This is a genomic window from Vibrio sp. WZ-1, from assembly GCF_052037695.1.
GTDB lineage: Bacteria > Pseudomonadota > Gammaproteobacteria > Enterobacterales > Vibrionaceae > Vibrio.
Map to the genome: position 1 here is coordinate 109,873 of NZ_JBQEQR010000085.1, position 25,561 is coordinate 135,433.

The window sequence follows — 25,561 nt, forward strand, 5'->3', positions numbered from 1 at the left end:
GGGATTATAGCGAAATGAAACCTAATAAAAAGGGGCATCTCGCACAGAGCTGCCCCTTTTGAACCATGATTTAGAGTACTATTGCACTTGGCAAGTTAAACAGAATGCGTATTGCCCTTTGGGATCATTAAAGCTTTGCAGCATGCTAGCGTCTTGTTCGAACTGCTGTGCAATAGGCTGAAGACTTTTCGGTAAGAAGCTAATCGCATCGATACCTAGCGAAACTTTTACCTGATTCATGAACTCTTGAATGAACTGCTCAGTCGGCGATAACGGCTCTTCCACCCAGTAAATTCCGTAGTCTGTGATGTTGGCAAGTTGCGCTGCCAGTTCAACGGCATCATCGAAATCACCCATTTGATCAACCAAACCGAATGACATCGCATCTTGCCCAGTCCACACTCTACCTTGCGCCACTTTATCTACTTCCTCTAGTGACATATCACGATTTGTACCGACTAAAGAAATGAAACGCTTATAGCCATGCTCGATGCCAAGCTGGAATGCGTCCGATGCGCCTTTTGAAAGACCTGTAGTAAAACCTTCGCCAGAGAATGGGGAGGTGCCAACTCCATCGGTGCTGATGCCAATTTTGTTGAAGCCTTTCTCGAATGTCGTAATAACACTGAAGATACCAATTGAGCCTGTTAGCGTTGTTGGTTGAGCTACAATTTTATCGGCACTCATAGAGATCCAGTAACCACCTGAAGCCGCAAGACTGGACATAGATACAACAACAGGTTTGCCTGATTCTTTCAGTGCTTCTATTTCATTTCGAATGACTTCAGAAGCAAATGCGCTACCCCCAGGGCTATTAACACGAAGGACAACCGCTTTTACTTTGTCATCGTTACGCGCTTGGCGAAGCAAACTTGCAACGGTGTCACCACCAATAGTGCCACGAGGTTGCTGACCATCCATAATTGTGCCGCTAGCGACAACGACAGCAACATCACTTTCTGGCATTGATAGGTCAGGACGCATAGTCGCAAGGTAGTCGTAGTAACTTATCGCGTTGTAGCTGTCTTTGCCGTCACTGCCAAACTGTTCAGCGAATAACTTACGAATATCTTGACGGGTAGCGAGTTCATCGACTAAGCCAAGCTTTTTCGCCAGTTGTGCAATATCACCATCAACGGATTTCATTTGAGCTAGCAACTCATCCATTGTTGGGTTCAGAACTTTAACGTCGATATTACGGTTAGTGGCGACATCATCTACAAAAGCGCTCCAAAGTTGCGTGATCCAGCGTGTGGCTGATTCTTTTGCTGCATCTGACATATCGTCGCGGATGAATGGTTCAATCGCTGATTTGTATGTACCTACGCGGAACACATGCGTTGAAACATCTAGTTTTTCAAGCAGCGTTTTGTAGTACATTGAGTATGAACTGTAACCTTTAATGAGTACGCCGCCATCGGGAGCGAGATAAACCTTGTCGGCATAACTTGCTAGGTAATATTGGCTTTGATTATAAAAGTCGCCGACCGCATAAATAGGCTTACCCGAAGCCTTGAACTCGTTGAGTGCTTTTGCAATGTAACGAAGTTTAGTTAGGTTAGTTTCTGGCATATCGCGCAGTGCGAGCACCAAACCGGAAACTTTCGGGTCATCTTTCGCGTAACGAATCGTATCGACAATATCGAACAGCACATTCTCTTTAGGGATCTCGTTGCCAAGAACCGAACCTGCCAAAGAGTCCATTGGGTTTACATAACGGCGTTGTTCTACGATAGGACCAGATAGGTTCATGACCAGAGCAGATTCTTTCTCAATAGCAGGCTGACCTTCACCAGTGTAAGTAAAAGCAAAGTAGAAGACGGCAATCATCACTAAGAAGATCAGGTTTACTAACGCAAGTCTGATAAAGGTGATTGTTTTCCATATCCCTTTAAATATCAGACCAATAAATTGGAAGATTTTTTTCATCTTGTCTCCATAACGAGATAGTCTTTCCCTCATCTTACAAAGTATGGGTTCTTATCTCTAAGATCTCAAAAGATAACAATTTTTTTAGCTTATCACGCGAATGCGACAATTGGCATAGTTTAACGTGAGATTGATGCGTGTTGCAAAAATGTAAACGGCTGTTTGATTTTTTGATTTTAGCGGCGTACTGTGGTCAGACCACAAAAATAAAAATGGATGTTTAGTGATGTCTGCCATGTACCCAAATTTGTTAAAGCCATTGGACTTAGGTTTTACACAACTACGAAACCGCGTATTGATGGGATCAATGCACACAGGTCTAGAAGAACACAAGGAAGGGCTTCAAAAGCTTGCCGCGTTCTACGAAGAGCGTGCTAAAGGCGGTGTAGGCTTGATTGTAACGGGTGGTTTCTCTCCCAATCTACGTGGTCGGTTACACCCTTTGAGTGCGGAGTTCAGTAAGCCCAAGCACGCCAAAGCCCACAAGGTTGTGACCGAAGCGGTACATAAACATGGTGGCAAAATCGCACTACAAATTCTCCATGCTGGCCGCTATGCAATGCACCCGTTTGCACAAAGCGCATCGGGAATGAAAGCACCAATCGCTAAGTTTGCTCCAAGTGAAATGAGTCCTCGTCAAATTAAAAACACCATAGAAGCATTTGCTAATAGTGCAGAGCTGGCTCAGTTAGCTGGTTATGATGGCGTTGAGTTAATGGGCTCTGAAGGTTATTTGATCAACCAGTTTCTATGTAAGCGTACCAATATGCGCTACGACGAATGGGGTGGTAGCTACAAGAAACGTATGCGTTTCCCTGTCGAAATTGTAAAGGCAGTACGCAAAGCCGTCGGCGAAGAATTTATTATCATTTTCCGTCTATCAATGCTGGATCTTGTAGAGCAAGGGAGTACGTTCGAGGACGTAATTGAATTAGCCAAAGCACTAGAAGAAGCAGGGGTGACGATTATTAATACAGGTATTGGTTGGCATGAAGCGCGTATTCCGACCATTGCCACTCAAGTGCCTCGCGGCGCGTTCACTTGGGTAACAGAGAAAGTGAAGCCTCATGTTTCGGTACCAATCATCACTTGTAACCGAATCAATACGCCAGATGATGCCGAACGTATTCTCTCTTCTGGGCAAGCAGATATGGTCTCGATGGCGCGTCCTTTCTTAGCTGATCCTTATTTTGTTGCCAAAGCAGAGCAAGAGAAATCTCAGTTGATAAATACTTGTATCGGCTGTAATCAAGCGTGCTTGGATAACGTGTTTAAAGGTAAGCGCGCAAGTTGTTTAGTGAATCCACTAGCATGTTATGAAACAGAAATTGTAGTTGAACCGGCATTCGAGAAGAAAAACATTGCAGTAGTGGGCGCTGGGCCTGCTGGCTTGGCTTGTGCGACGACATTGGCTGAGCGTGGACATAAAGTCGATTTGTTTGAGAAGAACGATCGCATTGGTGGTCAGTTCCGTCTAGCGATGCAGATCCCGGGCAAAGAAGAATTTCGTGAAACAATTCGTTACTTTGCAAACCGCATCGATGAAACTGGTGTGAACCTGCATCTAGAAACCGAAGCAAATTACGACCTGCTTACTGAATATGATGAAGTGGTCATGGCATCGGGCGTTGAACCACGTAAAGTTAAAATTGATGGTATTGATAATCAGGACAAAGTAGTCGACTACCAAACCTTGATTCGAGATAAAACCCCGGTTGGCGAGAAAGTTGCGATTGTTGGTGCTGGTGGTATTGGTGTGGATGTTGCCACCATGATCACAGAGCCTGTCGGCCAAACACTTGATGACTGGCTGCACGAGTGGGGCATTGATAAAGAGATGTCTCAACCGGGTGGTTTATATCCTTATCCAGATGCGGTGAGTGATAAAGAAGTGTGGGTACTCCAACGTCGTAAAGGACGTGTAGGCAAAGGCCCGGGTAAAACGACTGGCTGGATTCATAAACGTACATTAGAGAAGCGCGGCGTTCATCTGTTTGGTGGCGTATCGTACGACAAAATTGATGATGCAGGCTTGCACATTCATGTGAATGGTAAACAGCAGTTGTTAGAAGCCGACAAAGTGGTGATTTGCGCAGGACAAGAGTCGGTTCGCCCATTCGAAGATAAATGGCATGAACTGGGTGAGAAATTACACATTATTGGTGGTGCAGACCACGCTGGTGAACTGGATGCGGTTCGTGCTATTCGTCAAGGTGTGAAACTGGCTGTCAAACTGTAAACTTAATTCTTTCTTAACGACTTTGCTGCGCCAAGTGCGCAGCTTTTTTTGTTTCTAAGTCCCTATAAAACAGAGTGTTATTTGAATAAGTGGATTATGCTAAAGTGAGTAGCGTAAAAATAATAACTTAATCAAATAAGGATTTGCTCATGGAAGCTCTCGAACTTTTGCTCAACCGTCGTTCTATTGCCAAGTTGTCTGAGCCTGCACCAGAAGGTAAAGCGCTTGAAAACATCATTCGAGCAGGTCTACGAGCCCCTGATCATGCAGCGCTAACACCTTGGCGTTTTGTAATTGCGCAGGGTGAAGGTCTTAAGCGACTTTCTGACATTCTGGTTAAAGCCGCAGAGGCGGAAAATAGTGACGACGCGGTTGTTGAGAAAGTGAGAAATGCCCCTTTCCGTGCTCCGATGGTTATCACGATCATTGCTAAAGTAACAGAGCATGAAAAAGTACCAGTACTTGAGCAGTACTTGTCGGCAGGTTGCGCTGCCCAAGCAATGCAGATGGCGGCAGTCGCACAGGGATTTCAAGGTTTTTGGCGTTCAGGTAAGTGGATGTTCCATCCGGAAGTTCATCAAGCATTTGAACTTGAGGGGGATGATCAAATTGTTGGCTTCTTATACTTGGGGACGCCAGGTTGTACTCCTATGAAAGTGCCTCAAAGAAACCTATCTGATTATGTCGAGTTTCTTTAACTAGAACGTGATATTTACTGTTTATCTGTACAGTTTTTCTTGATTTGTTAGGGCGACATTGGATAATGTTGTCCTAATTGTTTTGATTTCCAAATCCTTATGTCTCGTCTGTTTATTGCTGAAAAACCAAGCTTAGGTCGCGCGATTGCGGCTGCTCTGCCAAATCCTCAAAAGAAAGACCAAGGCTTTATCCGCTGTGGTAATGGTGATGTGGTTACTTGGTGTATCGGACACTTGTTAGAGCAGGTGGAGCCTGATGCTTATGACGAGCGTTATAAAAAATGGAATATGGCAGATTTGCCAATCGTTCCGCAGCAATGGCAATTGAGGCCAAGAAAAAGCGCCAGTAAGCAATTAACGGTGATTCGTAAACTCCTCAAAGATGCCACAGAGGTTATCCACGCAGGAGACCCAGACCGAGAAGGTCAATTGCTGGTGGATGAGGTGTTGGATTACTGCAAGCTTGCCAAAACCAAAAAAGAAGCGACACAACGACTTCTTATCTCAGACTTAAACCTACCTGCGGTAAAGCGAGCCTTGAGCTCGATGCGCAGCAATCGCGATTTCATTCCTCTGTCTGTGTCTGCTCTGGCCCGTTCTCGTGCTGATTGGCTTTACGGAATGAATATGTCTCGTGCTTACACTTTGTTAGGGCAAAAAGCTGGTTATCAGGGCGTTCTATCGGTGGGGCGCGTGCAAACTCCAGTTCTCGGTTTGGTGGTCCGTCGTGACGAAGAAATCGAAAACTTTATACCCAAAGACTATTTTACTTTGCATGCTTTGATCCCTTATCAAGATCAAAACGGTTCGTTTGATATTCGTGCTCGTTGGAAACCAAGTGAAGCTTGTAAGCCTTGGCAAGACGAAGAAGGGCGTGTTCTAAGCAGAAAGTTGGTTGAGAACGTAGCCAACCGCATCGCCAATCAGCCAGCGAAAGTCGTTGAATCAGAGCAAAAGCAAACCAAACAATCTGCGCCACTTCCTTATTCACTATCAGCATTGCAGATTGATGCTGCCAAACGTTATGGCATGAGCGCTCAGCAAGTACTGGACACCTGTCAGGCATTGTATGAGAAACACAAGCTGATCACGTATCCGCGTTCGGATTGTCGTTACTTGCCAATGGAACATTACTCGCAAGCGGGCTCGGTGACGTCAGCGATTGCTAACAATGCCAAAGAGCTGCAAAGCGCGGTGAAAGGTGCGGATTTATCGATTAAATCCAAAGCGTGGAACGACAAAAAAGTCGATGCTCACCATGCGATTATTCCAACCCCTAAGCAGGCAAATGTGAACGCGTTATCTGGCAATGAGATGAAGGTATATCAACTTATTGCACGCCAATATCTAATGCAGTTTTATCCGGCAGCGGTTTATGCGGAGGCGAAGCTGGTGTTTGATATCGCTGGTGGTACGTTTATCGCCAAAGGTCGTCAGCTTGTATCACCGGGCTGGAAAGCTTTAATGGGGAAAACGGATAAAGAAGATGATGGTATTGATGCTGTTCCGCCACTAGCAGAAGGAACCGTGCTGACCTGTCGTGAGGGCGAAATCAAAGACCGTAGGACGGAACCACCAAAGCACTTTACTGAAGCAACGTTGCTGCAAGCTATGACGGGTATTGCTCGATATGTGGCTGATAAAGAACTGAAGAAGATACTGCGTGATACCGATGGCTTGGGAACGGAAGCGACGAGAGCCGGAATTCTGGATACGCTGTTCAAACGCCAGCTACTTACACGTCAGGGCAAATCGATATTGAGCTCACCAGCGGGGCGAGGTTTGATTCATGCGCTACCAATGGATTCGACTTACCCCGATATGACGGCGCACTGGGAGCACCAATTGCAAGGAATGGCAGAGCGAAACCAAGCTTATCAGCCTTTTATGCAGGCACTAGAACAGCGCATTGACGGGTTGATGGGAGAGGTGAAGTCAGGACCAATCCCTGAATCTTTACGTCATTTACCGAAAGTTGAGCGCCCTGCATTTAAACGTAAAAAGCGCAGTTACTCTAAAGGTAGCGCGTCGAAATCGGGTAGCGGTAAACGAAAGTCTTCCTAACGACTCAAATAAACAAAAGCGGCACTGATGAGCGCCGCTTTATATTTCTACCGAACCGAACATTTCTAATCAAACAAATCGTTGTTGCTGTGGATAGCCCCGCGTACATCGTCTTGCGTTAATACGCGCTTTCCTAAATCCTGTTTAACTTGTCGTCCCAAATCGATCAGCGTATCTCGGTTCGCTTGGGTTTGGCGTTTACCTGCACTTCTTAAACAGTAATTGAGCTCATGATCTTCACTGAAATTGACCAGATCTTTATCTGCAGCCATGGTTACTCCCCTTAGTGGGTTCAACATTCTCACTAAGTCTGGATAGGAAATGGAAAAATTCAAGTTAAGTAATGAGATTGATAAAGGGAGAGAAAAGCGACGAAACAAAACTTATTCGTCACCTTACTCTAACTTATTGATATGTTTGGATCACCAAGGCAGTTGGGTACCGTCGTAGTTAATGAACTGACCAGAATTTTCTTGGGTACTTTGTTTAATCACTTTTGCCAAACCTGCAGCGGATGTTTTAGTGTCGATAAGCGCATTTGGTCCGCCCATTGCAGTGCGTACCCAACCTGGGTGGAGTGCAAGTACAGTGAAGCCCTCATCGGTTAAGTCATTACTTAGGCTTTTAACAACCGAGTTGAGTGCTGCTTTAGAAGAGCGATAGATATAGCCACCACCAGAGGTGTTTTCTGTCATGCTGCCGACTTTAGAAGATATACAAGCAATTTTCTTCGACTCACTTTTTAGCAGAAGCGGGTATAAGGTTTCCACTAGCTTTAATGGCGCAATGGTATTTATTTCGAAGACTTTGCGCCACTCTTCGATATCAGTGTTACCAAAGCCATAGCCTTTCGGCCCATAATAACCGGCATTATTAATCAATAAGTCGATAGCTGGTAGTTTGCTAGCTAACTCCGCGACTTGTTGGTAATTGGTGACGTCCAATTGATGCAAAGTTAATGTGGCGTAGCTTGATGCTAGTTCTTGTAGCTCTTTGCTCTCTGCTAGGTTACGACTGGTCGCGTGTACTTGAGCACCTTGCTGTAAATACAGCTCAGTTAAACTTAAGCCAATACCGCGATTTGCCCCTGTAATAAAGACCGTCTGACTCATGGGAACACCTATCTGTCTGATTCAATGAGGTTACGTGGAGATAGAATCATTGTGTTAGCTTAAGGCGATAAAATCAACTAACCACCAAGCGCTGAACATTATTGACATAAACAGAGAGAGCGCACAGAACGAGCCAAAGAACGCACCGAGAATTGTATATAAAGTTTTATTCATAGCAGATAGATATTAATTGATATTGCAAATCATTATCAATTAATTTTCTTTTGAATCAATGCTTGGAGTTGGTACTATTTCACTACAACTTATGAAAAGAATGTTTCATGCTACCCCTGATCTATCATCCTATTTACTCACAACTTGAGCTGCCAGAAGGTCATCGCTATCCGATAATGAAATATCGCTATCTCTATCAAACAATAATGGAGACGCTAGCGACCAACGGGTGGGGAGAACACGTTGAATTCTTCCAACCAACTCCTTTGAGTGCGGACGATGTCAAACGCGTGCATAGTGAAGAGTACGTTGATTTGTTGGTATCTGGCACCATGCCTGCAGTCAAAATGCGTCGGATTGGGTTTCCTTGGAGTGAGGCGTTGATAGCACGGACACTCACATCGACAGCAGGTACGGTGTTGACAGCAGAGAAGGCATTAGAGCATGGCGTCGCTATCCATCTCAGCGGCGGTTATCATCATGCGCACAAAGACTTTGGTAGTGGCTTCTGTCTTTTCAATGACCTTGCGATCGCTGCTAAGCATATGCTAGATAATGACCATGTCGACAAAGTGATGATCATTGACAGCGACGTGCACCATGGTGATGGAACGGCCACTCTGTGCGAGGACGAACCAGACATCGTCACGTTGTCTTTCCATTGCGATAAAAACTTCCCAGCGAGAAAACCAGATTCCGACCTTGATGTCCCTTTGAGTCGTGATACCAACGATGAAACGTTCTTAATGACGTTCAAAGAAGTGGTTGAAATGGCGATTAACTTACATCGTCCAGACATGGTGATTTACGATGCTGGTGTGGATATTCATACCGACGATGAACTGGGTTATTTTGACGTGTCGACAGAAGGTATATTTGAGCGAGACCGCTTCTTAATGCAGTTAATGAAAGACAAAGGTATTCCCATTGCTGCTGTGGTTGGCGGTGGGTATCGAAGTGAGCACGCGAATTTGGTGTCTATCCACATGCAGCTGATTGAGGCGGCAGGAAGCGTGTTGATCCATAAATAAGAAGTTATCGTCTTGGCATCTATACTTAGAGTAAGTATTGATGACGAAGAGGTTGCTGCATATGAACTTTACAGAAAAGCTTCGTTTGCGAGAAAAAGCTATTGAAGACCTATATTTTGCTGAAGTTGATCGCCAGCTTATTGAAGAGATGCATGAGAAGCAAAGGCAAGAAGAGTTTGAGGTAACGGACTCGGCCCCGAAACCCCTAAGTGGAAATGCAATCAGTAAATAATTGGCATTTTGATGGTGACGGTAACACCTTTAGCTAGATATGTGTTCAACCTTACTAAGTGCATCTGAGAGTAGGGATGCCTAGCTGGGGTTACGCTCAACTAGGGATTTAGAAGTCCCGCAATTTTCCAAGCGTTAAAACGACGAAAGCCCGTTGATTGCTCAACGAGCTTTCTAAATGTGGCGAAGTGCTGAGCTTGCATTCAAGGAGGGATTTGGGTTAATCCCATTAAATCGCTGAAATACGAAAAAGCCCGCTAATTTCTTAGCGGGCTTTTTACTAGAATGTGGCGGAGAGATAGGGATTTGAACCCTAGATACGCTATTAACGTATGCCGGTTTTCAAGACCGGTGCTTTCAACCACTCAGCCATCTCTCCGTTGTTGAGGCGAATAATATAAGGCTTTGAAAATCTTGTAAACCCCAAAATTGTTCGTTTGGTTATTTCGTGATCACAATTGTGTTGTTTGGTGTTTATTTAAACAAAAACGGCTTTCAAAATGAAAGCCGTTTAAGGTGAGTTAGTTGCTCTTTGTATAGAAACGCTGTAGCTCAGTCAGGCCTTGCATCAATACTGGCAGTTTAGGGCTCGTATCACGTAGGCGCTGATAGTCTTTGTTATACAGTTTGTAATTACCAAACTTATCGATCACGGTGGTCTGGTTCTCTGTAATAAGCGCGAGCTCTTTAGTATCTCCGGCCAAAATCCAGCGGCGACGACTTTCATCAAAAAGATTACGGCCACTACTGTATTCATTTGGGTTTGATGATACGCCTAGCATGTCTTGAAGTAAGGTTACTGATAGATCAAGGTGGCTAGTACTATGGCTAAACTTAGCAGGTAGCATTCCTGGCCAATGAACGACCATAGGTACTTGCAGTTGATAGCGGCTGTAATTACTGTTTGCGCCCCAGCTATTTGTCTTCGTCTCGTTAAATTCACTGCCATGATTTGACGTGATAACAACGATGGTGTTGCCTAATAACTGTTGCTCTTCCAGTGTGGTCAGGATATTTTTAACGGTCATATCCGCTGACTGTACAGCCTGTTCATACGCCTGTTTGAATCGTTCACTCGCGCTCAGCTTATTATTAATAGAAGCGGGCTCTGATTCGAAGTTATCAACAGTAGTCACTTCAATGTAGCTAAACCAAGGTGTACTTGCTTGTTCTGTTAGCCAAGTATTCCAAGCCGTTAGCGACTGTGCCTCAGTATGCGCTTGAGTACCATCTAGCGTCGGGGCAAGCTCTAAACCTCGGAAGATCACCTCAGGGTATAAATCATCTTCAAATCCGTTGCCACTGAATAGCCCGAATGAGTAACCTTGATCTTGCAATACGTTAAGCATCACTGGCGATGAGCCTTGGGCCTTGATACTGCTTGCGTAGCTAGTAGGTAAACCGTAAAACAAACCAAATGCACCGAAAGCATCATTGCTAGAACTGTAATGATTGGTGAAGTTTTGATTGTCTTGCGCAAATTGATAGGTACTTGGCATTTCAGAAGCATTCAGCGCATCTGCTCGCAAGTTATTTACACTGATCATCAGGACATTGAGTTTGTTACCGCGGCGATTAAATTCTAACTTTTCTAACGGGTAACTCACGAGATCAATATTGTCACGGTTTTCTTCTAAGCGTTTTAGGTACTCTTCACGATCAAGTAGACCATGTTTTTCCATAAAGCTCTTCGCTGTCATTGGGTACGACAGAGGGAAGTTTGAACGTTGACTTGTAATTGGGCTATAGAAGTAGGCGTCCGCCCATATATAAACAAGATGGCTTGCCATAAAGCTTAAAAAGAACACTGCAGCGAGTGGTCGACCAACGTGTTTATGAGATAGTTTGCGTTGTTTACGCCACACCCATTCGGATAAGCCGAGTTGGATTAAAAAAATAAGTGGCATAACAACAAAAAGATGCTGTAAGTCGGCGCTAATGGCGCTTTTATCTTCACTAAACAATAGCTCCCAAACAACGGGGTTTAAGTGAAGATTAATGGATTGATAGGCTTGAGTATCAATCAATAAAACGGTTTGACCAACGGTCGCGAATACCACTGCCACCAAACGAAAAAGTTTTCGTGATGGCAGGATAAACGTTAGCGGAAAGAGAACCAGTAAGTAGAGAGCAAATACTAGGAAGCCAAAGTGGCCCACCCAAGATACCGCCAGATAAAATTGCCCTAACAGAGTTTCGGGCCAAGGTGACTGGACGATATAGCGCGTACCTATCAACATCGAAGCTATGATGTTGAAGAATGCGAACCAGTGACCCCAACCAACCAGTCGAGATACGCGTTCGCCGTATGAGTTTCCGCTGTCTACCATGTACTTGTTCTATTATCCGTTATTAGTGTGTTTTTGGTGCTTCAAGAGAAGACATTAGTGCCTGAGCAAATTTTTCAGCAATAATCTTGCGTTGTGAAGCAGCAACTCGTTGATTTAAGACATTGGTTGCGATATTCCCGGCAATCATTAGTGTCAACTCTGGCGTTGCGGCATGTTTTTCAAGAACTGCACCCACTTCAGCAAGAATTTTCTCTACTTGGTCGTCAGTATATTTAGATGTAATCGGCATAAAGACTCTAATAATGATAGTAAAAGCGGCTTATGATACCCTACAATGCCTAGCAACTTAAACCTTGTCGCAAGATAAAATCACTATGAGCCTTCATCTTTCAAACGTAATATTGCATCAGTTGAGCAAAAATGATCAGGACGAACTGGTTGTTACCTATCGTTCAGACGCACTTCAAAATGACGCATCCACTGAAAATTTAGTCGCAGAACTGCATCGAGTATTTCATTCTAAAGCAGGAAAAGGCTTTGGCTGCTTTCAGTCAGACAGCGAATTTCAGTTTTGGCTTCAAGAAATGCGCAAAGGAGAACGAAATTTTTATGACTTCTCACAAATTAGTGCAAATCGCCTGAAAGATGAGCTGATTAAATACCCTTTTGCGGACGAAGGTATTTTAGTGTTTGCTGAGTACCAAAGCTTAGCCACTGACTATCTCTTTATTGGTATCTTGCCGCTAAACCAAAGCTTAAAAGTTACGGAAGGTTTAGATATCAGTGCAACCGACTATTTAGATATCACGAAGATGGACATTGCGGCACGTATTGATCTATCAAGTTACGACACTGACCGTGAATCAAACCGTTATCTTTCTTACATTAAAGGCCGTGTAGGTCGTAAAGTGGCGGATTTCTTTTTAGATTTCCTACAAGCTGATGTGGGCTTAGATACTAAGCAACAAAACCAAGTCTTGATGCAAGCGGTAGAAGACTTCTGTGCTGACTCTAAACTAGAGAAGCAAGAAGCCAATGAGTACAAAAAGCAGGTGTACAACTACTGCAATGAGCAGATCAAATCAGGAGATGAAGTACAAATTTCTGAACTGTCAGGTGAGTTGCCTCCAAGCCAAGACGGCACGAGCTTTATGGACTTCACTAAAGAGCAAGGGTACGAGTTAGAAGAGTCATTCCCTGGTGATCGCTCAACCGTGCGTAAGCTAACTAAGTACGTTGGTGCCGGTGGTGGCTTGAACATCAGTTTTGATAGTTTGCTACTTGGTGAGCGAATTTTTTACGATCCAGAAACCGATACTTTGACGATTAAAGGCACACCGCCAAATCTAAAAGACCAGTTGAGTCGAAATTAATCATTTTAAAAAGAGAGCTAGAGTGGCTCTCTTTTTTTATGTGAGGTAAGCCCAGTAAACCAGCATTTGATGTTATATGCTTGTTATTAATGGATTTCACTTGAGGGCTAGGGATTGATTCAAGCTAGAAGTGTTTTAAGACGATTTTCTTGGTTGCTGTTTGTGCTCTGGAGTATTGTTTCGGTTGTACTGTGGACCAGTTACCGCTCTACGGAGCAGTCCGTAAAAGCTGTGGATGAGCTTGGCACAAAAATCGATGAGGTGCGGAATTCATTTCGTTTTGAGCTACCTTATCGAGTTCAACGTGCTGATGATATTTCACTGACCCTACAGTTGATCTACGCAGTAAGGTTGCAACTTGAAAGTCAGTCGAAAAATGCGTTCTGGGCTCCAGATATTACTCAATTGCTTTATACAACGGATCGATTTTTAGAAAGTGCGAATAAGTTTGTTACTAGTGATCTAGAGTTATTATCTCTTGCTGAAGCGTTGCAAGAAACACGGTTAGCAAACGATGGCAGTGAAGCGTTACAGGCAATGATTACTCGCCTTGGGGCGCATGTATTAGATGCGCTGTTTACTAACCGAACTAATAGCCAAACCTCTTATCAAGAGCTTGATCAACTGTTTATTGAGTCGATGAGCTTACCACAAGGACAAAGAGAAGATTTTCAGCGTTTGTTAGCTCAAGCGTCTGGCGTCTTGTCTCGCCATGCACAGGGGAAATATCTCGTCACTCACCTTTCTAACCCTGACTTTACGCATCAACTACGGAAGTTTGAAGAAGAGGTTCATCTCCGATTAGAGCACCTTGTACTTATGATGACACTGTTAAGCGGTAGTTTCTTAATTGCTTTCGCTTATATAGCTTATGAAGTCAAACAGGTTAATCCTGAGCAAGAGCCTCGCTTATCTGAACCCCAACCTTTAGATCAAGTTTCTTATTCTGAACAGCACATTCAAGAGCCGATTGAACGAGTTAATGATTTTAGCCAGCGTTCAAATCAGAAAGCCAAGCACGTTCATGAACTTGTTTTTGAACATGAACCAATAGAAATGGCGGAGAGTAAGTTTATTGATATTGATAAGATGCTCGACGCACTCTCGGGAGATGAGGAATCAGTCAGAATGCTTTTGGATGTGTTTATCCAAGATCATGCTGGTGATTCGGATAAGTTGCGACAATTACTTAGCGAAGACCTCGAATATGCTCAGCGAGTTGCGCATAGTCTAAAAGGGGTCTCAGGTAGCCTAGGAGCCATGCCTCTGCACTATATCTCCGCCGAGATAGAGAATTTACTCAAACAAGGAAATCAAGTACCGGAAAGTGTACTGCTTAAACTGGCTACAATACTTGAAGAGACAATAGTTTTTGCAAGAGGCATTCTTGAAACTGAAACGCTGCAAGAATCGCTAACGGATTGATATTCCTCTGACTTAAAATAGGTTGCTATGAGGTAAAAAGCTTTGCCTGAAGCTGCTTCGTTCTTAAACGAAGTGCGTATCCTGTTCTTATTCTAATGAATATAGGTATCTATCATGTCTTTTCGTTGGTTAGCCTTAACCGTGGTTATTTGTTTATCTTCAGTTCTTTCTGGTTGTTCTTTATTGGAAGTAAAGATTGATAGCCAGACAGTACCGTTGACAAAGCAAGAGTTAAATATGCGTATTATGACCCGTGAATATGCTCAGCAGTTCTTTGCCCAAGTAGAGCAAGCTGCAGACGTGCTTCATGAAGGTTATGAGTCTACGGACAAAGTGAATCAATCTTACATTCTACTCTGGAAAATTAATGCGGAAGAGGGGCTTCAAGCTGCGGCTTATCAAGTGTCTCCAATGGCAGCACTGATCGATACATGGGTTTTTACTCAACAAATGAACCAGTTTTATAGTGAAGGAGTGGGTAAAGACTTATTTGTAACGGACGAAGCGACGCAAGTATCGGCTCACTTAGCGAAAGAGGTTGATAAGCTGGCACAAGCTTTATTGAAGAAGGATGTGTACGTAAAAACTAAGCTGTTTGTCGCTGATTTTGTTGAGAAGTACCCGTTTGCTGATTTAAGCATGATCCGAACTCCTGCTTATCGTGCATGGCTAGCTGCGAACCAAATCAGTGAAGAAGAAGCGGTGACAACGTTGGGAACGATGCCTGAAGCTATTGGTGATGTTTCTGATCGTTTAAGTTTGGTTTCTGAACAAACGCCAAAGATCATGACGTGGAAAGCACAGCTATTGGCACTGAATAGCTCGGCAAGTATTGAGCAAGTCAACGCAGCACTGAACAGTCTTAAAGTGACTTCAGAGTCGCTGAAAGATTTTATCGATAACAACCCAGAATATATGCGTAACTTAGCTCAGCAAATGGCCGTACAGCTACAACCTCTTGTGGAAGATATCGACCAAAAAACAGAAGAGCGTTTGTCTCAACTGAGTGAAGAACGCCAAGCGCTAGAGAAAATGGTGGCGAGAGAGCGTCAGGAGATCGCACAAATCATTACAAATGAGCGGGAGAAGTTCGCTCAAGATCTCGACCATGTTTCACAAGAGGTTGTGAATCTTGCAATGGATAAACTGATCGAACTAGTGAAGAGCACCATCATCTACTTTATTTTGTTTATCTTGGTGATCTTCTTTGCCCCTCTAGTATTGGGCTATGTGTTAGGTAAACGTTCGGCGGTAAGAACTAACACCAAATCTGCTTGATTGACCAGAACTTAAATGACAAACGAAAAAAAGGACCGAATCATCGGTCCTTTTTTCTATCTATAACTAAAACGATTTAAGCCGTTTGCTGTTTTAGTTCGCCTTCCGCTTCTTCTGTTGCTGGTGCGGTTGGCTCGCATTTATCAACAAACCAGCCCATGTAAGAAGTAAAGATAGTAACGATGATACATACGAAGCTTAACCACATGAATGGTGCGTAAGAAAGCGTTGCGACGCCAAGAATACTCGCCATGTAGATGCCGTTATCACTCCATGGAACCATACCTGATGTTAGCGTGCCGCCAAACTCAGCGTTACGAGATAGATTCTTACGTTTGTAGCCAAGGCGGTCGTAGTTCTTTGCACAAATCTTTGGCGTAAGAATCAGTGATACGTACATTGCTGAGCCAAAGACGTTACCCATAAACGCAGTGCCGATAGTACTGGTTGCTAGTGAGCCTGCGCTTTGTACACGTTTTTCAAACAACTTAGCAATCGTTTCTAGTACGCCCACTTTATCAAGCAAGCCACCAAAACCAAGACCAAATACGATAACCGCTACAGAACCAAGCATCGAAGACATACCACCACGGTTCAAGATGGAATCAATGAAATCCACACCTGAAGAAATCGCAAATGGTGCCCAAGCTGTGTTGAACGCTGTTAAGAAGTCCACATCTTGGATCATTACTGCCCAAATAATACCTAGAAGAGAGCCGAAGCTGATCACAGGGAAAGAAGGCATACGCATTGCCAATAGTGCCAACACGATGATCACAGGAACAAAAGAATAAGGCGTAATGAAGAATTGCTGTTCCATTGCCTGAATGACAGAGTCTACTTGGCTCATGTCAACTTTGCCTGCAAAGTGGAAGCCAAATGCAGTGAACATAATGCCTGTGATGATGTAGCTGATCAGCGCGATAGGTAGCATACCTTTAATATGCTCAACGACTTCTACATTCGACATTGAAGACGCAAGAATTACAGAGTCTGAAAGTGGCGACATTTTGTCACCAAAGTAACAACCTGATAGCACTGCACCCGCTGTAATTGGAGCGGGAACGCCAAGACCTTGACCGATCCCCATCATTGCGATGCCCGCGGTACCTGCTGCACCCCAAGAAGTGCCTGTTGCCAGTGCCGTCAACGAACAGATGATCATAGTTGCTAGCAAGAAGATAGACGGATGAATCGCCTTTAAACCGTAGTAGATGATGGTCGGTACGATACCGCCAGCGATCCAAGTACCGACTAAGGCACCTACAGCAAGAAGTATAAGCACTGCACCTAAGCCATTAGAAATGCCATTTAGCGCTGCTTTTTCAAGATCTTTGTATTGGTGACCTAATCTTAGGCCCAATAGCATAATAATGAACCAACCAATATACAGTGCGAGCTGAATTGGAAGGTCTAGTTTGGCAGTAAATGAAAATGCCAAAAGAAGAAACAAACCTAGCGAGATAAATACCTGTATCAGACTAGGAAGACGTGTTGTAACTTGCTTCATATGTGCCTCTGTCGTTCATGGAGCAATAGAGGAAGGCCGCTCCCTGTTTTAATCGGGCATAACATACATTAACAAAAATTATATTTCGAACATTTGGTGCTTTATCTTGACTTTAGTCCGCAAAAACGTTTGCTTGTAAAATTAATAACTGAAAATTATTAAAGTTAATGGTTTGAAATGTTTTGTGGTGTAAAAAGCATGTGCTTCAAATGTTATTTTCTCACTGAGTGGTAAGACCATGTATGGATGCGTTGGCAGTTTAGTGGGCAAATTTTGGTGGTTAGCTTATGAGAAAAGGAAAGAAAATAGCTTCGGTAAGAAACTTTCTAGCTAAAGGTTAAAAAAGTTGCGCTTATTTTCAAATTAGGGCTTGAGATTTTGTGTTGAAAATTGAACTATGGAGAAAGTTTTAAAAAATATACATGGAGAGTTAATGCGATGAGAGTAGGTTTAGTTGGTTGGCGCGGCATGGTCGGTTCAGTTCTGATGCAGCGTATGGTTGAAGAGAAAGACTTTGACTTGATTGAGCCAGTTTTCTACAGCACGTCTCAAGTAGGTATTCCTGCGCCTAACCTTGGCAAAGATGCGGGCCTACTTCAGGATGCGTTCGATATTGACAGTTTAAAACAGCTTGATGCGGTAATTACGTGTCAAGGTGGTGGTTACACAGAGAAAGTTTACCCGGCTCTGCGTCAAGCGGGCTGGAAAGGTTATTGGATTGATGCCGCGTCTACGTTGCGTATGGCAGAAGACTCCATCATTACCCTAGACCCTGTGAACTTAGCGCAGATTCAACAAGGCATTCACGGTGGCACTAATACGTTTGTTGGCGGTAACTGTACAGTAAGCTTAATGCTTATGGGACTTGGTGGTCTATTCGAGAAAGGTTTGGTTGAGTGGACAAGCGCAATGACGTACCAAGCTGCATCGGGTGCTGGTGCGCAAAACATGCGTGAGCTGATTTCTCAAATGGGTGTGATCAACGATTCTGTAAGTTCTGAGTTGGCGAACCCAGCAAGCTCTATTTTAGATATCGATAAGAAAGTGGCGGACACAATGCGCGGCTCCTCTTTCCCAACGGATAAATTCGGTGTGCCATTAGCGGGCTCATTGATTCCTTGGATCGATGTGAAGCGCGACAATGGCCAGAGTAAAGAAGAATGGAAAGCGGGTGTTGAAGCGAACAAGATCTTGGGCTTCCAAGATGCGCCAGTGCCAATCGATGGTACGTGTGTGCGTATTGGTGCGATGCGTTGTCACTCGCAAGCATTGACTATCAAGCTCAAGCAAAACGTGCCAATGGATGAAATCGAAGAAATTATCGCGACTCACAATGATTGGGTTAAAGTGACTCCAAACGAGCGTGATATCACGGCTCAAGAACTTACCCCAGCTAAGGTTACTGGTACATTGTCTATTCCTGTAGGTCGTCTACGTAAAATGGCAATGGGTGATGACTTCCTAAACGCATTCACAGTAGGTGATCAGCTATTATGGGGTGCTGCAGAGCCGCTGCGCCGCACACTGAGAATCATCTTATCAGAAAAAGCATAAGTCTGTTTCATTTGTGAGACATTGATTATAAAGCGTCCAAGTGGCGCTTTTTTGATATTAACGTGACAAAAAATTGACTTTTGACCTTTAGGTTAGCCGCTCTTACAAATCGGAGCGCTGTTATGAAACAAACACCTAAAGGTTTCACCCTTATTGAACTCGTTGTTGTCATTGTTATTTTAGGCATTCTTGCAGTTGTTGCAGCGCCAAAGTTTCTAAATCTTCAACATGACGCGAGAGAAGCTGTTATTAAAGGGCTTGGAGGCTCTGTTCATAATGCAGCAGAAATGGCTTTTGGCAAAACTGCGGTAGAGGGAATGGAACATGAGGAGTCATATAGTATTGAAGGCTATGGCTACGTTCAATATGGTTATCCAGCGGTTCAAAGAGGTGGGATGGAAAACTTCCTAGATATTGAGTCTGGATACCACGATCTAACAAAAGAGTGGGTATGGGGTGCGCACAACCATGGGTCAGTAAGTAATCCTGACACTTGGATTGTTACTCGCTCTGAATATATTGACGCTGCTCCTGGTGAAGAAAGTGCGTACAACAAAACAATTGAAGATACACAATGCTATGTTAAGTATACAGCTGCCATGGAACCGGGGGCGGAGTACAAAGTGGAAGTGTTCACTGACGGTTGTTAAACCTCTTCATAAGGAAGTTTGTTTCCTGAAAGCCTACAGCTATGTATAAGCCGATGTTAGTTCATCGGCTTTTTTGATCGTAGATCTGGAGTATAGGAACGTGGGGAACGCTACGCTCCGAGATTCGGGAGCGCTTCGCTGTACGAGTCGAGAGGTGTTCGTTGGAAGGTCGGTTAAAAAACGCGGTTCTAAACGGACCTGGCAGAACTTGCATCTAGAAAGACAAAATAAAGCCAATTCTGGATTCCCGATTCAATCTTCCTCATCCGCACTCACGACTCGACTATCTGGATCAGCAAGTTCGCTACCACAGTGCTTGCAGTGCATCGCGTCAGAATCGTGACCAGAGCGATTGCAGTTTGGGCATTTCACTAATTGTTTATGAGCATTCATTTCGTTGCTCAGTTCAGCAGTAATAATGCCAGTCGGGACAGCAAGTATTGAATAACCTAGCAGCATCGTGAGTGATGCAATGGCTTTACCCAAGTGAGTTTGTGGAACCATATCACCATAACCAACTGTAGTAATGGTTACGATCGCCCAATAGATGCTTTTTGGAATGCTGGTAAAGCCGTTGTGCGGACCCTCAATAACAAAAATCAACGCGCCGAAAATGGTGACAAGAATGCCGACCGTACTAAAGAAGATCAGGATTTTACGACGCGCCATTAATAGCGAGCGTAGCAAAATATTGGAGTCTTGCAGGTAGCGAACGAGTTTAAGGATACGGAAAATCCTCATAACACGAAGTAATCGCACCACACCCATAAAGGATGCGCCGGGGAAGAATATCGCCAAATAGGTTGGCAGAATCGCGAGTAAATCTACAACACCATAGAAGCTGGTGGCATAAGACTTGGGTTTTGGAGAGCAGTACAGTCGTAATAGGTACTCGACTGTGAATAGGGCAGTGAAGGTGTATTCGATGTAACGCAGCTCTCGCGACCATTCCGTCATTACCGATGGCAGCGACTCTAGAATCAGAACCACAAGAGAAGTAATGATCGCAATAATAAGCGCGATATCGAAGGCACGTCCGGCACGAGTGTGAGTACCGAAGATAATAACGTATAAATGATGCTTGAAAGACTTGCGAGGCATGATGTTGCACTGTCAGCGTTAAAATGAAACGGATTGCAACATCATACCAGAAGTTAGGAAATTTAGGCTAAGCCAGGGAACAGGTTTCTTAACCCGTTGGCAATAAACTCGATGCCTAATGCACCAAGGATCAGACCCATGATACGAGTGATCACGTTAATGCCAGTTTGCCCTAGAAAGCGTACGATCAAAGGTGCGGAACGGAATAACAACCAAGAGCACAGACAGAACAGTACAATGGTAATACTAATGCCTACTGTATCGAAGGCACTTGGGTAGCGTGCGCCATAAACGATGGTCGAACTTATCGCACCGGGGCCAGCCATTAATGGCATAGCAAGAGGCACAACACCGATTTGCTCACGGCTTACGTATTCCGATTTCTCTTGCTTGTTTTGCTTATCTTCACCCAACTTACCACTCATCATAGAAAACGCGATGCTTAGCAGTAGTAAACCACCCGCCACGCGAAACGAATCAAGTGAAATGCTGAACATATCTAATAGCAGCTGACCAGCAAACAATGAGGTGATCAGAATAACCGCAACAGCGACATTCGCTGTTGTTGCCGTTTTGCTCTTCTCTTCTGGTGTCATATGCCCAGTTAAAGAGACAAACACAGGCATGATACCCACTGGGTTTACAGCGGCAACCAAACCTAAGAAAAACTGTAGGAAAATCGCTAACTCTAGAGTTTGCATAAGGTGTTCTCGTCTATGTTCACATTAGTGAAAAGGAGGGGAGGTAACTTTAGCGCGTAATGTAAGGCAAAAGAGGAGAGAGACAAAATGAAAAAAACTAACGTATTGCCTAGCCTATTTGTGAGAAAAACTAATTATTGAAGAAAATGTGTCCAAACTGGAAACGTTTTGTTACCGACTAAAGTTGACGTGAATGTAGGTGGAATTATACAAACGTTAACATTCGCACATTTTTGATAAAAAAAAACATTGTTTGTAGAGAGATATAACGAGTTGGATATACTCTCAGTAGCACAAAAATTTGGGCTTACATGTAATTTTGTGGGCTAAAAATGAAACTTTTTTACAGCTTATTGTAGTTTCTTTTGTTTTTGGGTTTGATTGCTTCTTTTTTGTTCAATGAAAAGTTAAGTTTTATTTACTTGTTTATCAGTGATTTATGGTGATTTGTTGTGGTAAACCACTACTTTTGGGGTATTTCGAGAGTGAGACCTGATCCAAGTCAATTTTTTTCACACTCTGAAATATTATACTCAGCCCTGAAAGCAATTTACTAAGACGGTTGTTGGTTAAGTAGCTGATAAACAGTAGAAACGACAAGCAGTGGCCTTAATAAAAAGTTTTTAATATTTGTTAATTTTAGGAGAATCCCTATGCCTGTAACTAATATGGCTGAACTAGATGCAATGATTGCTCGCGTTAAGAAAGCGCAAGAAGAGTTCGCTACTTACTCTCAAGAGCAGGTAGATGCAATCTTCCGCGCTGCGTCTCTTGCAGCTAACCAAGCTCGTATCCCGCTAGCTCAACAAGCGGTTGAAGAATCTGGTATGGGTATCGTAGAAGATAAGGTAATCAAGAACCACTTTGCTTCTGAGTACATTTACAATAAGTACAAAGACGAACAAACGTGTGGCATCCTTGAAGAAGACGATAGCATGGGCACTATGACTATCGCTGAGCCTGTAGGTATCATTTGCGGTATCGTACCAACAACTAACCCTACTTCTACTGCAATCTTCAAATCTCTAATCTCTTTGAAGACTCGTAACGGTATCATCTTCTCGCCACACCCACGTGCGAAAAATTCTACTAACGACGCAGCTAAACTAGTACTAGACGCAGCAGTAGCAGCAGGTGCTCCAAAAGACATCATCGGTTGGATTGACCAGCCATCTGTAGAGCTTTCTAATGCTCTTATGAAGCACGATGACATCGCTCTTATCCTTGCAACTGGTGGTCCAGGCATGGTTAAAGCAGCTTACTCTTCTGGTAAGCCAGCAATCGGTGTAGGTGCGGGTAACGTTCCTGTAGTTATCGATGAAACTGCTGACATCAAGCGTGCTGTAGCTTCTATCCTTATGTCTAAAACTTTCGATAACGGCGTAGTATGTGCTTCTGAGCAGGCTGCAATCGTTGTTAATGAAGTATACGACGAAGTAAAAGAGCGTTTCAATTCTCACAAAGCTTACGTATTAAGCAAAGCTGAAGCAGAGAAGGTACGTAAAGTTCTTCTAATCGATGGCGCACTAAACGCGAAAATCGTTGGTCAACCAGCTCCAGCAATCGCTGAAATGGCAGGCGTTAAAGTTCCAGCTGATACTAAAGTACTAGTTGGTGAAGGTCTAGGCAAAGTTTCTTACGACGATGCATTTGCTCATGAGAAACTGTCTCCAACGCTAGGTCTATTCCGTGCTGACAACTTCGAAGACGCGGTTGCTCAAGCAGTAACGATGGTTGAAATCGGCGGTATCGGTCACACATCTGGTCTTTACACTAACCAAGACGTTAACGCAGACCGTATCCGTTACTTCGGCGACAAGATGAAGACTGCACGTATTCTTGTAAACATCCCTACTACTCACGGTGGTATCGGTGACCTTTACAACTTCAACGTTGCACCTTCTCTAACTCTAGGTTGTGGTTCATGGGGTGGTAACTCTATCTCTGAGAACGTAGGTCCTAAGCACCTAATCAACAAGAAAACTGTAGCGAAGCGAGCTGAAAATATGTTGTGGCACAAACTACCTAAGTCTATCTACTTCCGTCGTGGTAGCCTACCAGTTGCACTCGGCGACCTAGAAGGCAAGAAACGTGCATTCCTAGTAACTGACCGTTTCCTATTCAACAACGGTTACGCGGACGAAGTCGTTAGCCTACTTAAAGCGCAAGGTATGGAAGTGCATACATTCTTTGACGTAGAAGCGGATCCAACGTTATCTATTGTAGAGAAAGGTGCAGCAGCAATGCAAAGCTTCCAGCCTGACGTAATCCTGGCTCTAGGTGGTGGTTCACCAATGGATGCTGCGAAGATTATGTGGGTAATGTACGAGCACCCAGAAACAGCATTTGAAGAACTAGCAATGCGCTTTATGGACATCCGTAAACGTATCTACAAGTTCCCTAAAATGGGTCAAAAAGCTGAGCTTGTATGTATCACTACAACTTCAGGTACGGGTTCAGAAGTTACTCCATTCGCGGTTGTTACTGACGACAAGACTGGTGCTAAGTACCCACTAGCTGACTACGAACTAACGCCAAACATGGCAATCGTTGATGCTAACCTAGTAATGAACATGCCTAAGTCTCTAACAGCATTTGGTGGTTACGATGCAGTAACTCACGCTCTAGAAGCTTACGTATCTGTTCTAGCGAACGAATACTCAGATGGCCAAGCTCTACAAGCTCTTAAGATGCTGAAAGAGTACCTACCATCAAGCTACGCGAACGGTGCAAACGACCCAATCGCTCGTGAAAAAGTACATAACGCAGCAACTATTGCTGGTGTAGCATTCGCGAACGCATTCCTAGGTGTTTGTCACTCAATGGCGCACAAAATTGGTAATGCATTCCACCTACCACACGGTCTGGCGAACGCACTACTAATTTCTAACGTTGTACGTTACAACGCGAACGATAACCCAACTAAACAAACAGCGTTCTCTCAGTACGACCGCCCACAAGCGCGTCGTCGTTACGCTGAAGTAGCTGACCACCTAGGCCTAAGCCAAGCTGGTGACCGCACTGCACAGAAGATTGAACGTCTACTAGCATGGTTGGATGAGCTGAAAGGCGACCTAGACATCCCAATGTCTATCCAAGCTGCAGGTGTTTCTGAAGCGGATTTCGTAGCGAAGCTAGATGAGCTGTCTGTAGATGCGTTCGATGACCAGTGTACAGGTGCGAACCCACGTTACCCTCTAATCACTGAGTTAAAAGAAGTTCTAATGGCTTCTTACTACGGTAAAGCTTTCGTTGAAGGTGAAACTTTCGAAGGTACTACAGTAATCAAGAAAAAAGCAGACCAAGAAGCAGCGAAAGCAGCTCCTAAAGCTAAAAAATAATAAGCGGAAACGTAATTAAGATTCGCTTATGAGAAAAGGTTTTCGCTAGCACGAAACCTTAATCGGGAAAAGGTTAAAGCCCCAGTCACATGACTGGGGCTTTTTTTATATAACAAAACTGTGCTTGAGGCCGCTGTAGGGTAAAGGAAGTATCAGACTTCAGTTGTGACAACTCGGCCGCTAAAGTACTCGTTTGAGACAATGTAAGCGGTATTTCTAACCAATTCGTCCTGGATTTCAGCCCAATGCCTCTCGTCTAGGTCTTCTTTCATGTGACTTAGTGATGGAATGACACCTCCTACGCGAATATTGAACGGGTCGAGCTCTTTGGCCCAACTTAGTGTAAAGCCCGAAACAAGGGCAGCCATGCTTTCTACCCCTGTTAGATCTTGATGATCATCATGAGATATGACGTTTACAATGACGCCCTTTTTGTTTTTATTGCGAAAGCGCTCCGCTCCAACCTGGCCGTAAGTATAGAGAAATCGTGCTGCACTAGAGAGGTGATCGATGTATGTATTCATCGGCTCAGGGTCCATCAAGCTCGGCATTGGGGAACTTGTCCAGCAATTAACGATGACGTCCGGTGATGCATTAAGTTGAGACTCAATTTGGTCAAACAGAAGGTTGATGGAGGTTGGGGTATCGCCGCAGACATTAATTGCATAAACCCTTTCGGTAAATGACTTGATTTGCTTGTAGGTCGCAGTGAGGCTTTGTGGGTTACTGTCGCACAAAATTAGTGTTGCGCCTAAATGAGCAAAGTGATTGGAACAAGTTCGTCCCAATACAGAGCCTGCTGCAGTAACGAGTATGATTGAATCTTTGATATCCATAGCACCTTCACTATTTAGGCATA

At 44.0% G+C, this 25,561-nt stretch carries 20 protein-coding genes and 1 tRNA gene; 11 read left to right on the top strand and 10 right to left on the bottom strand.

Features of this window, described 5'->3' with window-relative positions:
• Positions 1 to 78 precede the first annotated feature (78 nt).
• Complete coding sequence (gene sppA, locus ACTS60_RS21235) at positions 79 to 1,929, bottom strand: signal peptide peptidase SppA (RefSeq protein ID WP_440889871.1); 1,851 nt, start codon at positions 1,927 to 1,929, stop codon at positions 79 to 81.
• A 226-nt stretch (positions 1,930 to 2,155) separates the two neighbouring features.
• Between sppA and ACTS60_RS21240 the strand changes: the two genes are divergently transcribed.
• From ACTS60_RS21240 to ACTS60_RS21250, 3 genes are all read left to right on the top strand, one after another.
• Positions 2,156 to 4,168 carry an FAD-dependent oxidoreductase gene (locus tag ACTS60_RS21240; RefSeq protein WP_440889872.1) on the top strand — a complete coding sequence of 671 codons (2,013 nt, stop codon included), beginning with the start codon at positions 2,156 to 2,158 and terminating at the stop codon, positions 4,166 to 4,168.
• A gap of 149 nt (positions 4,169 to 4,317) precedes the next feature.
• Positions 4,318 to 4,866 (top strand): NAD(P)H nitroreductase, encoded by a 549-nt coding sequence (locus ACTS60_RS21245; protein ID WP_440889873.1) that lies wholly within the window; start codon positions 4,318 to 4,320, stop codon positions 4,864 to 4,866.
• A 99-nt stretch (positions 4,867 to 4,965) separates the two neighbouring features.
• A complete protein-coding gene (locus ACTS60_RS21250) occupies positions 4,966 to 6,930 on the top strand; it encodes a DNA topoisomerase III (RefSeq protein ID WP_440889874.1) in 1,965 nt (654 codons plus the stop codon).
• Positions 6,931 to 6,995: 65 nt separating this feature from the next.
• On the opposite strand, the gene ACTS60_RS21255 is transcribed toward ACTS60_RS21250, so the two are convergent.
• Positions 6,996 to 7,202: a hypothetical protein gene (locus ACTS60_RS21255; protein WP_143692756.1), complete on the bottom strand. Its 207-nt coding sequence runs from the start codon at positions 7,200 to 7,202 to the stop codon at positions 6,996 to 6,998.
• Between the two features lie 150 nt (positions 7,203 to 7,352).
• Complete coding sequence (locus ACTS60_RS21260) at positions 7,353 to 8,042, bottom strand: SDR family oxidoreductase (protein ID WP_440889875.1); 690 nt, start codon at positions 8,040 to 8,042, stop codon at positions 7,353 to 7,355.
• Positions 8,043 to 8,323: 281 nt separating this feature from the next.
• On the opposite strand from ACTS60_RS21260, the gene ACTS60_RS21265 reads away from it, so the two are divergent.
• Both ACTS60_RS21265 and ACTS60_RS21270 read left to right on the top strand, forming a co-directional pair.
• Positions 8,324 to 9,247, top strand: coding sequence for a histone deacetylase family protein (locus ACTS60_RS21265; RefSeq protein ID WP_440889876.1), 924 nt, complete (start codon positions 8,324 to 8,326; stop codon positions 9,245 to 9,247).
• A gap of 61 nt (positions 9,248 to 9,308) precedes the next feature.
• Positions 9,309 to 9,479: a hypothetical protein gene (locus ACTS60_RS21270; RefSeq protein ID WP_440889877.1), complete on the top strand. Its 171-nt coding sequence runs from the start codon at positions 9,309 to 9,311 to the stop codon at positions 9,477 to 9,479.
• Positions 9,480 to 9,766: 287 nt separating this feature from the next.
• Here ACTS60_RS21270 and ACTS60_RS21275 read toward each other — a convergent pair.
• From ACTS60_RS21275 to ACTS60_RS21285, 3 genes are all read right to left on the bottom strand, one after another.
• Positions 9,767 to 9,857, bottom strand: a tRNA-Ser gene (locus ACTS60_RS21275).
• 142 nt (positions 9,858 to 9,999) lie between these two features.
• Complete coding sequence (locus ACTS60_RS21280) at positions 10,000 to 11,808, bottom strand: DUF3413 domain-containing protein (protein ID WP_440889878.1); 1,809 nt, start codon at positions 11,806 to 11,808, stop codon at positions 10,000 to 10,002.
• 22 nt (positions 11,809 to 11,830) lie between these two features.
• On the bottom strand, positions 11,831 to 12,058 hold the full coding sequence (locus tag ACTS60_RS21285; RefSeq protein WP_440889879.1) for a YejL family protein: 228 nt from the start codon (positions 12,056 to 12,058) through the stop codon (positions 11,831 to 11,833).
• An 85-nt stretch (positions 12,059 to 12,143) separates the two neighbouring features.
• On the opposite strand from ACTS60_RS21285, the gene yejK reads away from it, so the two are divergent.
• The 3 genes from yejK (at position 12,144) to ACTS60_RS21300 (ending at position 15,845) form a co-directional block, all read left to right on the top strand.
• Positions 12,144 to 13,142: a nucleoid-associated protein YejK gene (yejK, locus tag ACTS60_RS21290; protein WP_440889880.1), complete on the top strand. Its 999-nt coding sequence runs from the start codon at positions 12,144 to 12,146 to the stop codon at positions 13,140 to 13,142.
• A 162-nt stretch (positions 13,143 to 13,304) separates the two neighbouring features.
• Entirely contained in the window at positions 13,305 to 14,567 is a 1,263-nt protein-coding gene (locus ACTS60_RS21295) for an Hpt domain-containing protein (protein ID WP_440889881.1), read from the top strand.
• Positions 14,568 to 14,681: 114 nt separating this feature from the next.
• Positions 14,682 to 15,845 carry a chemotaxis protein gene (locus tag ACTS60_RS21300; RefSeq protein ID WP_440889882.1) on the top strand — a complete coding sequence of 388 codons (1,164 nt, stop codon included), beginning with the start codon at positions 14,682 to 14,684 and terminating at the stop codon, positions 15,843 to 15,845.
• 76 nt (positions 15,846 to 15,921) lie between these two features.
• Here the strand turns inward: ACTS60_RS21300 and nhaC are convergent, their stop codons facing one another.
• Positions 15,922 to 17,355: a Na+/H+ antiporter NhaC gene (gene nhaC, locus ACTS60_RS21305; protein ID WP_440889883.1), complete on the bottom strand. Its 1,434-nt coding sequence runs from the start codon at positions 17,353 to 17,355 to the stop codon at positions 15,922 to 15,924.
• 438 nt (positions 17,356 to 17,793) lie between these two features.
• Here nhaC and asd point away from each other — a divergent pair, with 438 nt between their 5' ends.
• Positions 17,794 to 18,909 (top strand): aspartate-semialdehyde dehydrogenase, encoded by a 1,116-nt coding sequence (gene asd / locus ACTS60_RS21310; RefSeq protein ID WP_440889884.1) that lies wholly within the window; start codon positions 17,794 to 17,796, stop codon positions 18,907 to 18,909.
• A 122-nt stretch (positions 18,910 to 19,031) separates the two neighbouring features.
• Positions 19,032 to 19,559 carry a type II secretion system protein gene (locus ACTS60_RS21315; RefSeq protein WP_440889885.1) on the top strand — a complete coding sequence of 176 codons (528 nt, stop codon included), beginning with the start codon at positions 19,032 to 19,034 and terminating at the stop codon, positions 19,557 to 19,559.
• Positions 19,560 to 19,811: 252 nt separating this feature from the next.
• On the opposite strand, the gene ACTS60_RS21320 is transcribed toward ACTS60_RS21315, so the two are convergent.
• Together ACTS60_RS21320 and ACTS60_RS21325 are read right to left on the bottom strand one after the other, a co-directional pair.
• Entirely contained in the window at positions 19,812 to 20,660 is an 849-nt protein-coding gene (locus tag ACTS60_RS21320) for an ion transporter (RefSeq protein WP_440889886.1), read from the bottom strand.
• A gap of 62 nt (positions 20,661 to 20,722) precedes the next feature.
• Positions 20,723 to 21,361: a YchE family NAAT transporter gene (locus ACTS60_RS21325; RefSeq protein WP_440889887.1), complete on the bottom strand. Its 639-nt coding sequence runs from the start codon at positions 21,359 to 21,361 to the stop codon at positions 20,723 to 20,725.
• Positions 21,362 to 22,014: 653 nt separating this feature from the next.
• Here ACTS60_RS21325 and adhE point away from each other — a divergent pair.
• Positions 22,015 to 24,702: a bifunctional acetaldehyde-CoA/alcohol dehydrogenase gene (adhE, locus tag ACTS60_RS21330; protein ID WP_440889888.1), complete on the top strand. Its 2,688-nt coding sequence runs from the start codon at positions 22,015 to 22,017 to the stop codon at positions 24,700 to 24,702.
• Positions 24,703 to 24,854: 152 nt separating this feature from the next.
• Here adhE and ACTS60_RS21335 read toward each other — a convergent pair whose 3' ends face one another.
• Entirely contained in the window at positions 24,855 to 25,538 is a 684-nt protein-coding gene (locus tag ACTS60_RS21335) for an SDR family oxidoreductase (protein ID WP_440889889.1), read from the bottom strand.
• Between the last annotated feature and the right edge of the window lie 23 nt (positions 25,539 to 25,561).

Excerpts from the sequence above, each read along its gene's own strand:
- sppA (WP_440889871.1), bottom strand. The coding sequence starts at position 1,929 with ATGAAAAAAATCTTCCAATTTATTGGTCTGATATTTAAAGGGATATGG.
- ACTS60_RS21240 (WP_440889872.1), top strand. The coding sequence starts at position 2,156 with ATGTCTGCCATGTACCCAAATTTGTTAAAGCCATTGGACTTAGGTTTT.
- ACTS60_RS21245 (WP_440889873.1), top strand. The coding sequence starts at position 4,318 with ATGGAAGCTCTCGAACTTTTGCTCAACCGTCGTTCTATTGCCAAGTTG.
- ACTS60_RS21250 (WP_440889874.1), top strand. The coding sequence starts at position 4,966 with ATGTCTCGTCTGTTTATTGCTGAAAAACCAAGCTTAGGTCGCGCGATT.
- ACTS60_RS21255 (WP_143692756.1), bottom strand. The coding sequence starts at position 7,202 with ATGGCTGCAGATAAAGATCTGGTCAATTTCAGTGAAGATCATGAGCTC.
- ACTS60_RS21260 (WP_440889875.1), bottom strand. The coding sequence starts at position 8,042 with ATGAGTCAGACGGTCTTTATTACAGGGGCAAATCGCGGTATTGGCTTA.
- ACTS60_RS21265 (WP_440889876.1), top strand. The coding sequence starts at position 8,324 with ATGCTACCCCTGATCTATCATCCTATTTACTCACAACTTGAGCTGCCA.
- ACTS60_RS21270 (WP_440889877.1), top strand. The coding sequence starts at position 9,309 with ATGAACTTTACAGAAAAGCTTCGTTTGCGAGAAAAAGCTATTGAAGAC.
- ACTS60_RS21280 (WP_440889878.1), bottom strand. The coding sequence starts at position 11,808 with ATGGTAGACAGCGGAAACTCATACGGCGAACGCGTATCTCGACTGGTT.
- ACTS60_RS21285 (WP_440889879.1), bottom strand. The coding sequence starts at position 12,058 with ATGCCGATTACATCTAAATATACTGACGACCAAGTAGAGAAAATTCTT.
- yejK (WP_440889880.1), top strand. The coding sequence starts at position 12,144 with ATGAGCCTTCATCTTTCAAACGTAATATTGCATCAGTTGAGCAAAAAT.
- ACTS60_RS21300 (WP_440889882.1), top strand. The coding sequence starts at position 14,682 with ATGTCTTTTCGTTGGTTAGCCTTAACCGTGGTTATTTGTTTATCTTCA.
- nhaC (WP_440889883.1), bottom strand. The coding sequence starts at position 17,355 with ATGAAGCAAGTTACAACACGTCTTCCTAGTCTGATACAGGTATTTATC.
- asd (WP_440889884.1), top strand. The coding sequence starts at position 17,794 with ATGAGAGTAGGTTTAGTTGGTTGGCGCGGCATGGTCGGTTCAGTTCTG.
- ACTS60_RS21315 (WP_440889885.1), top strand. The coding sequence starts at position 19,032 with ATGAAACAAACACCTAAAGGTTTCACCCTTATTGAACTCGTTGTTGTC.
- ACTS60_RS21320 (WP_440889886.1), bottom strand. The coding sequence starts at position 20,660 with ATGCCTCGCAAGTCTTTCAAGCATCATTTATACGTTATTATCTTCGGT.
- ACTS60_RS21325 (WP_440889887.1), bottom strand. The coding sequence starts at position 21,361 with ATGCAAACTCTAGAGTTAGCGATTTTCCTACAGTTTTTCTTAGGTTTG.
- adhE (WP_440889888.1), top strand. The coding sequence starts at position 22,015 with ATGCCTGTAACTAATATGGCTGAACTAGATGCAATGATTGCTCGCGTT.
- ACTS60_RS21335 (WP_440889889.1), bottom strand. The coding sequence starts at position 25,538 with ATGGATATCAAAGATTCAATCATACTCGTTACTGCAGCAGGCTCTGTA.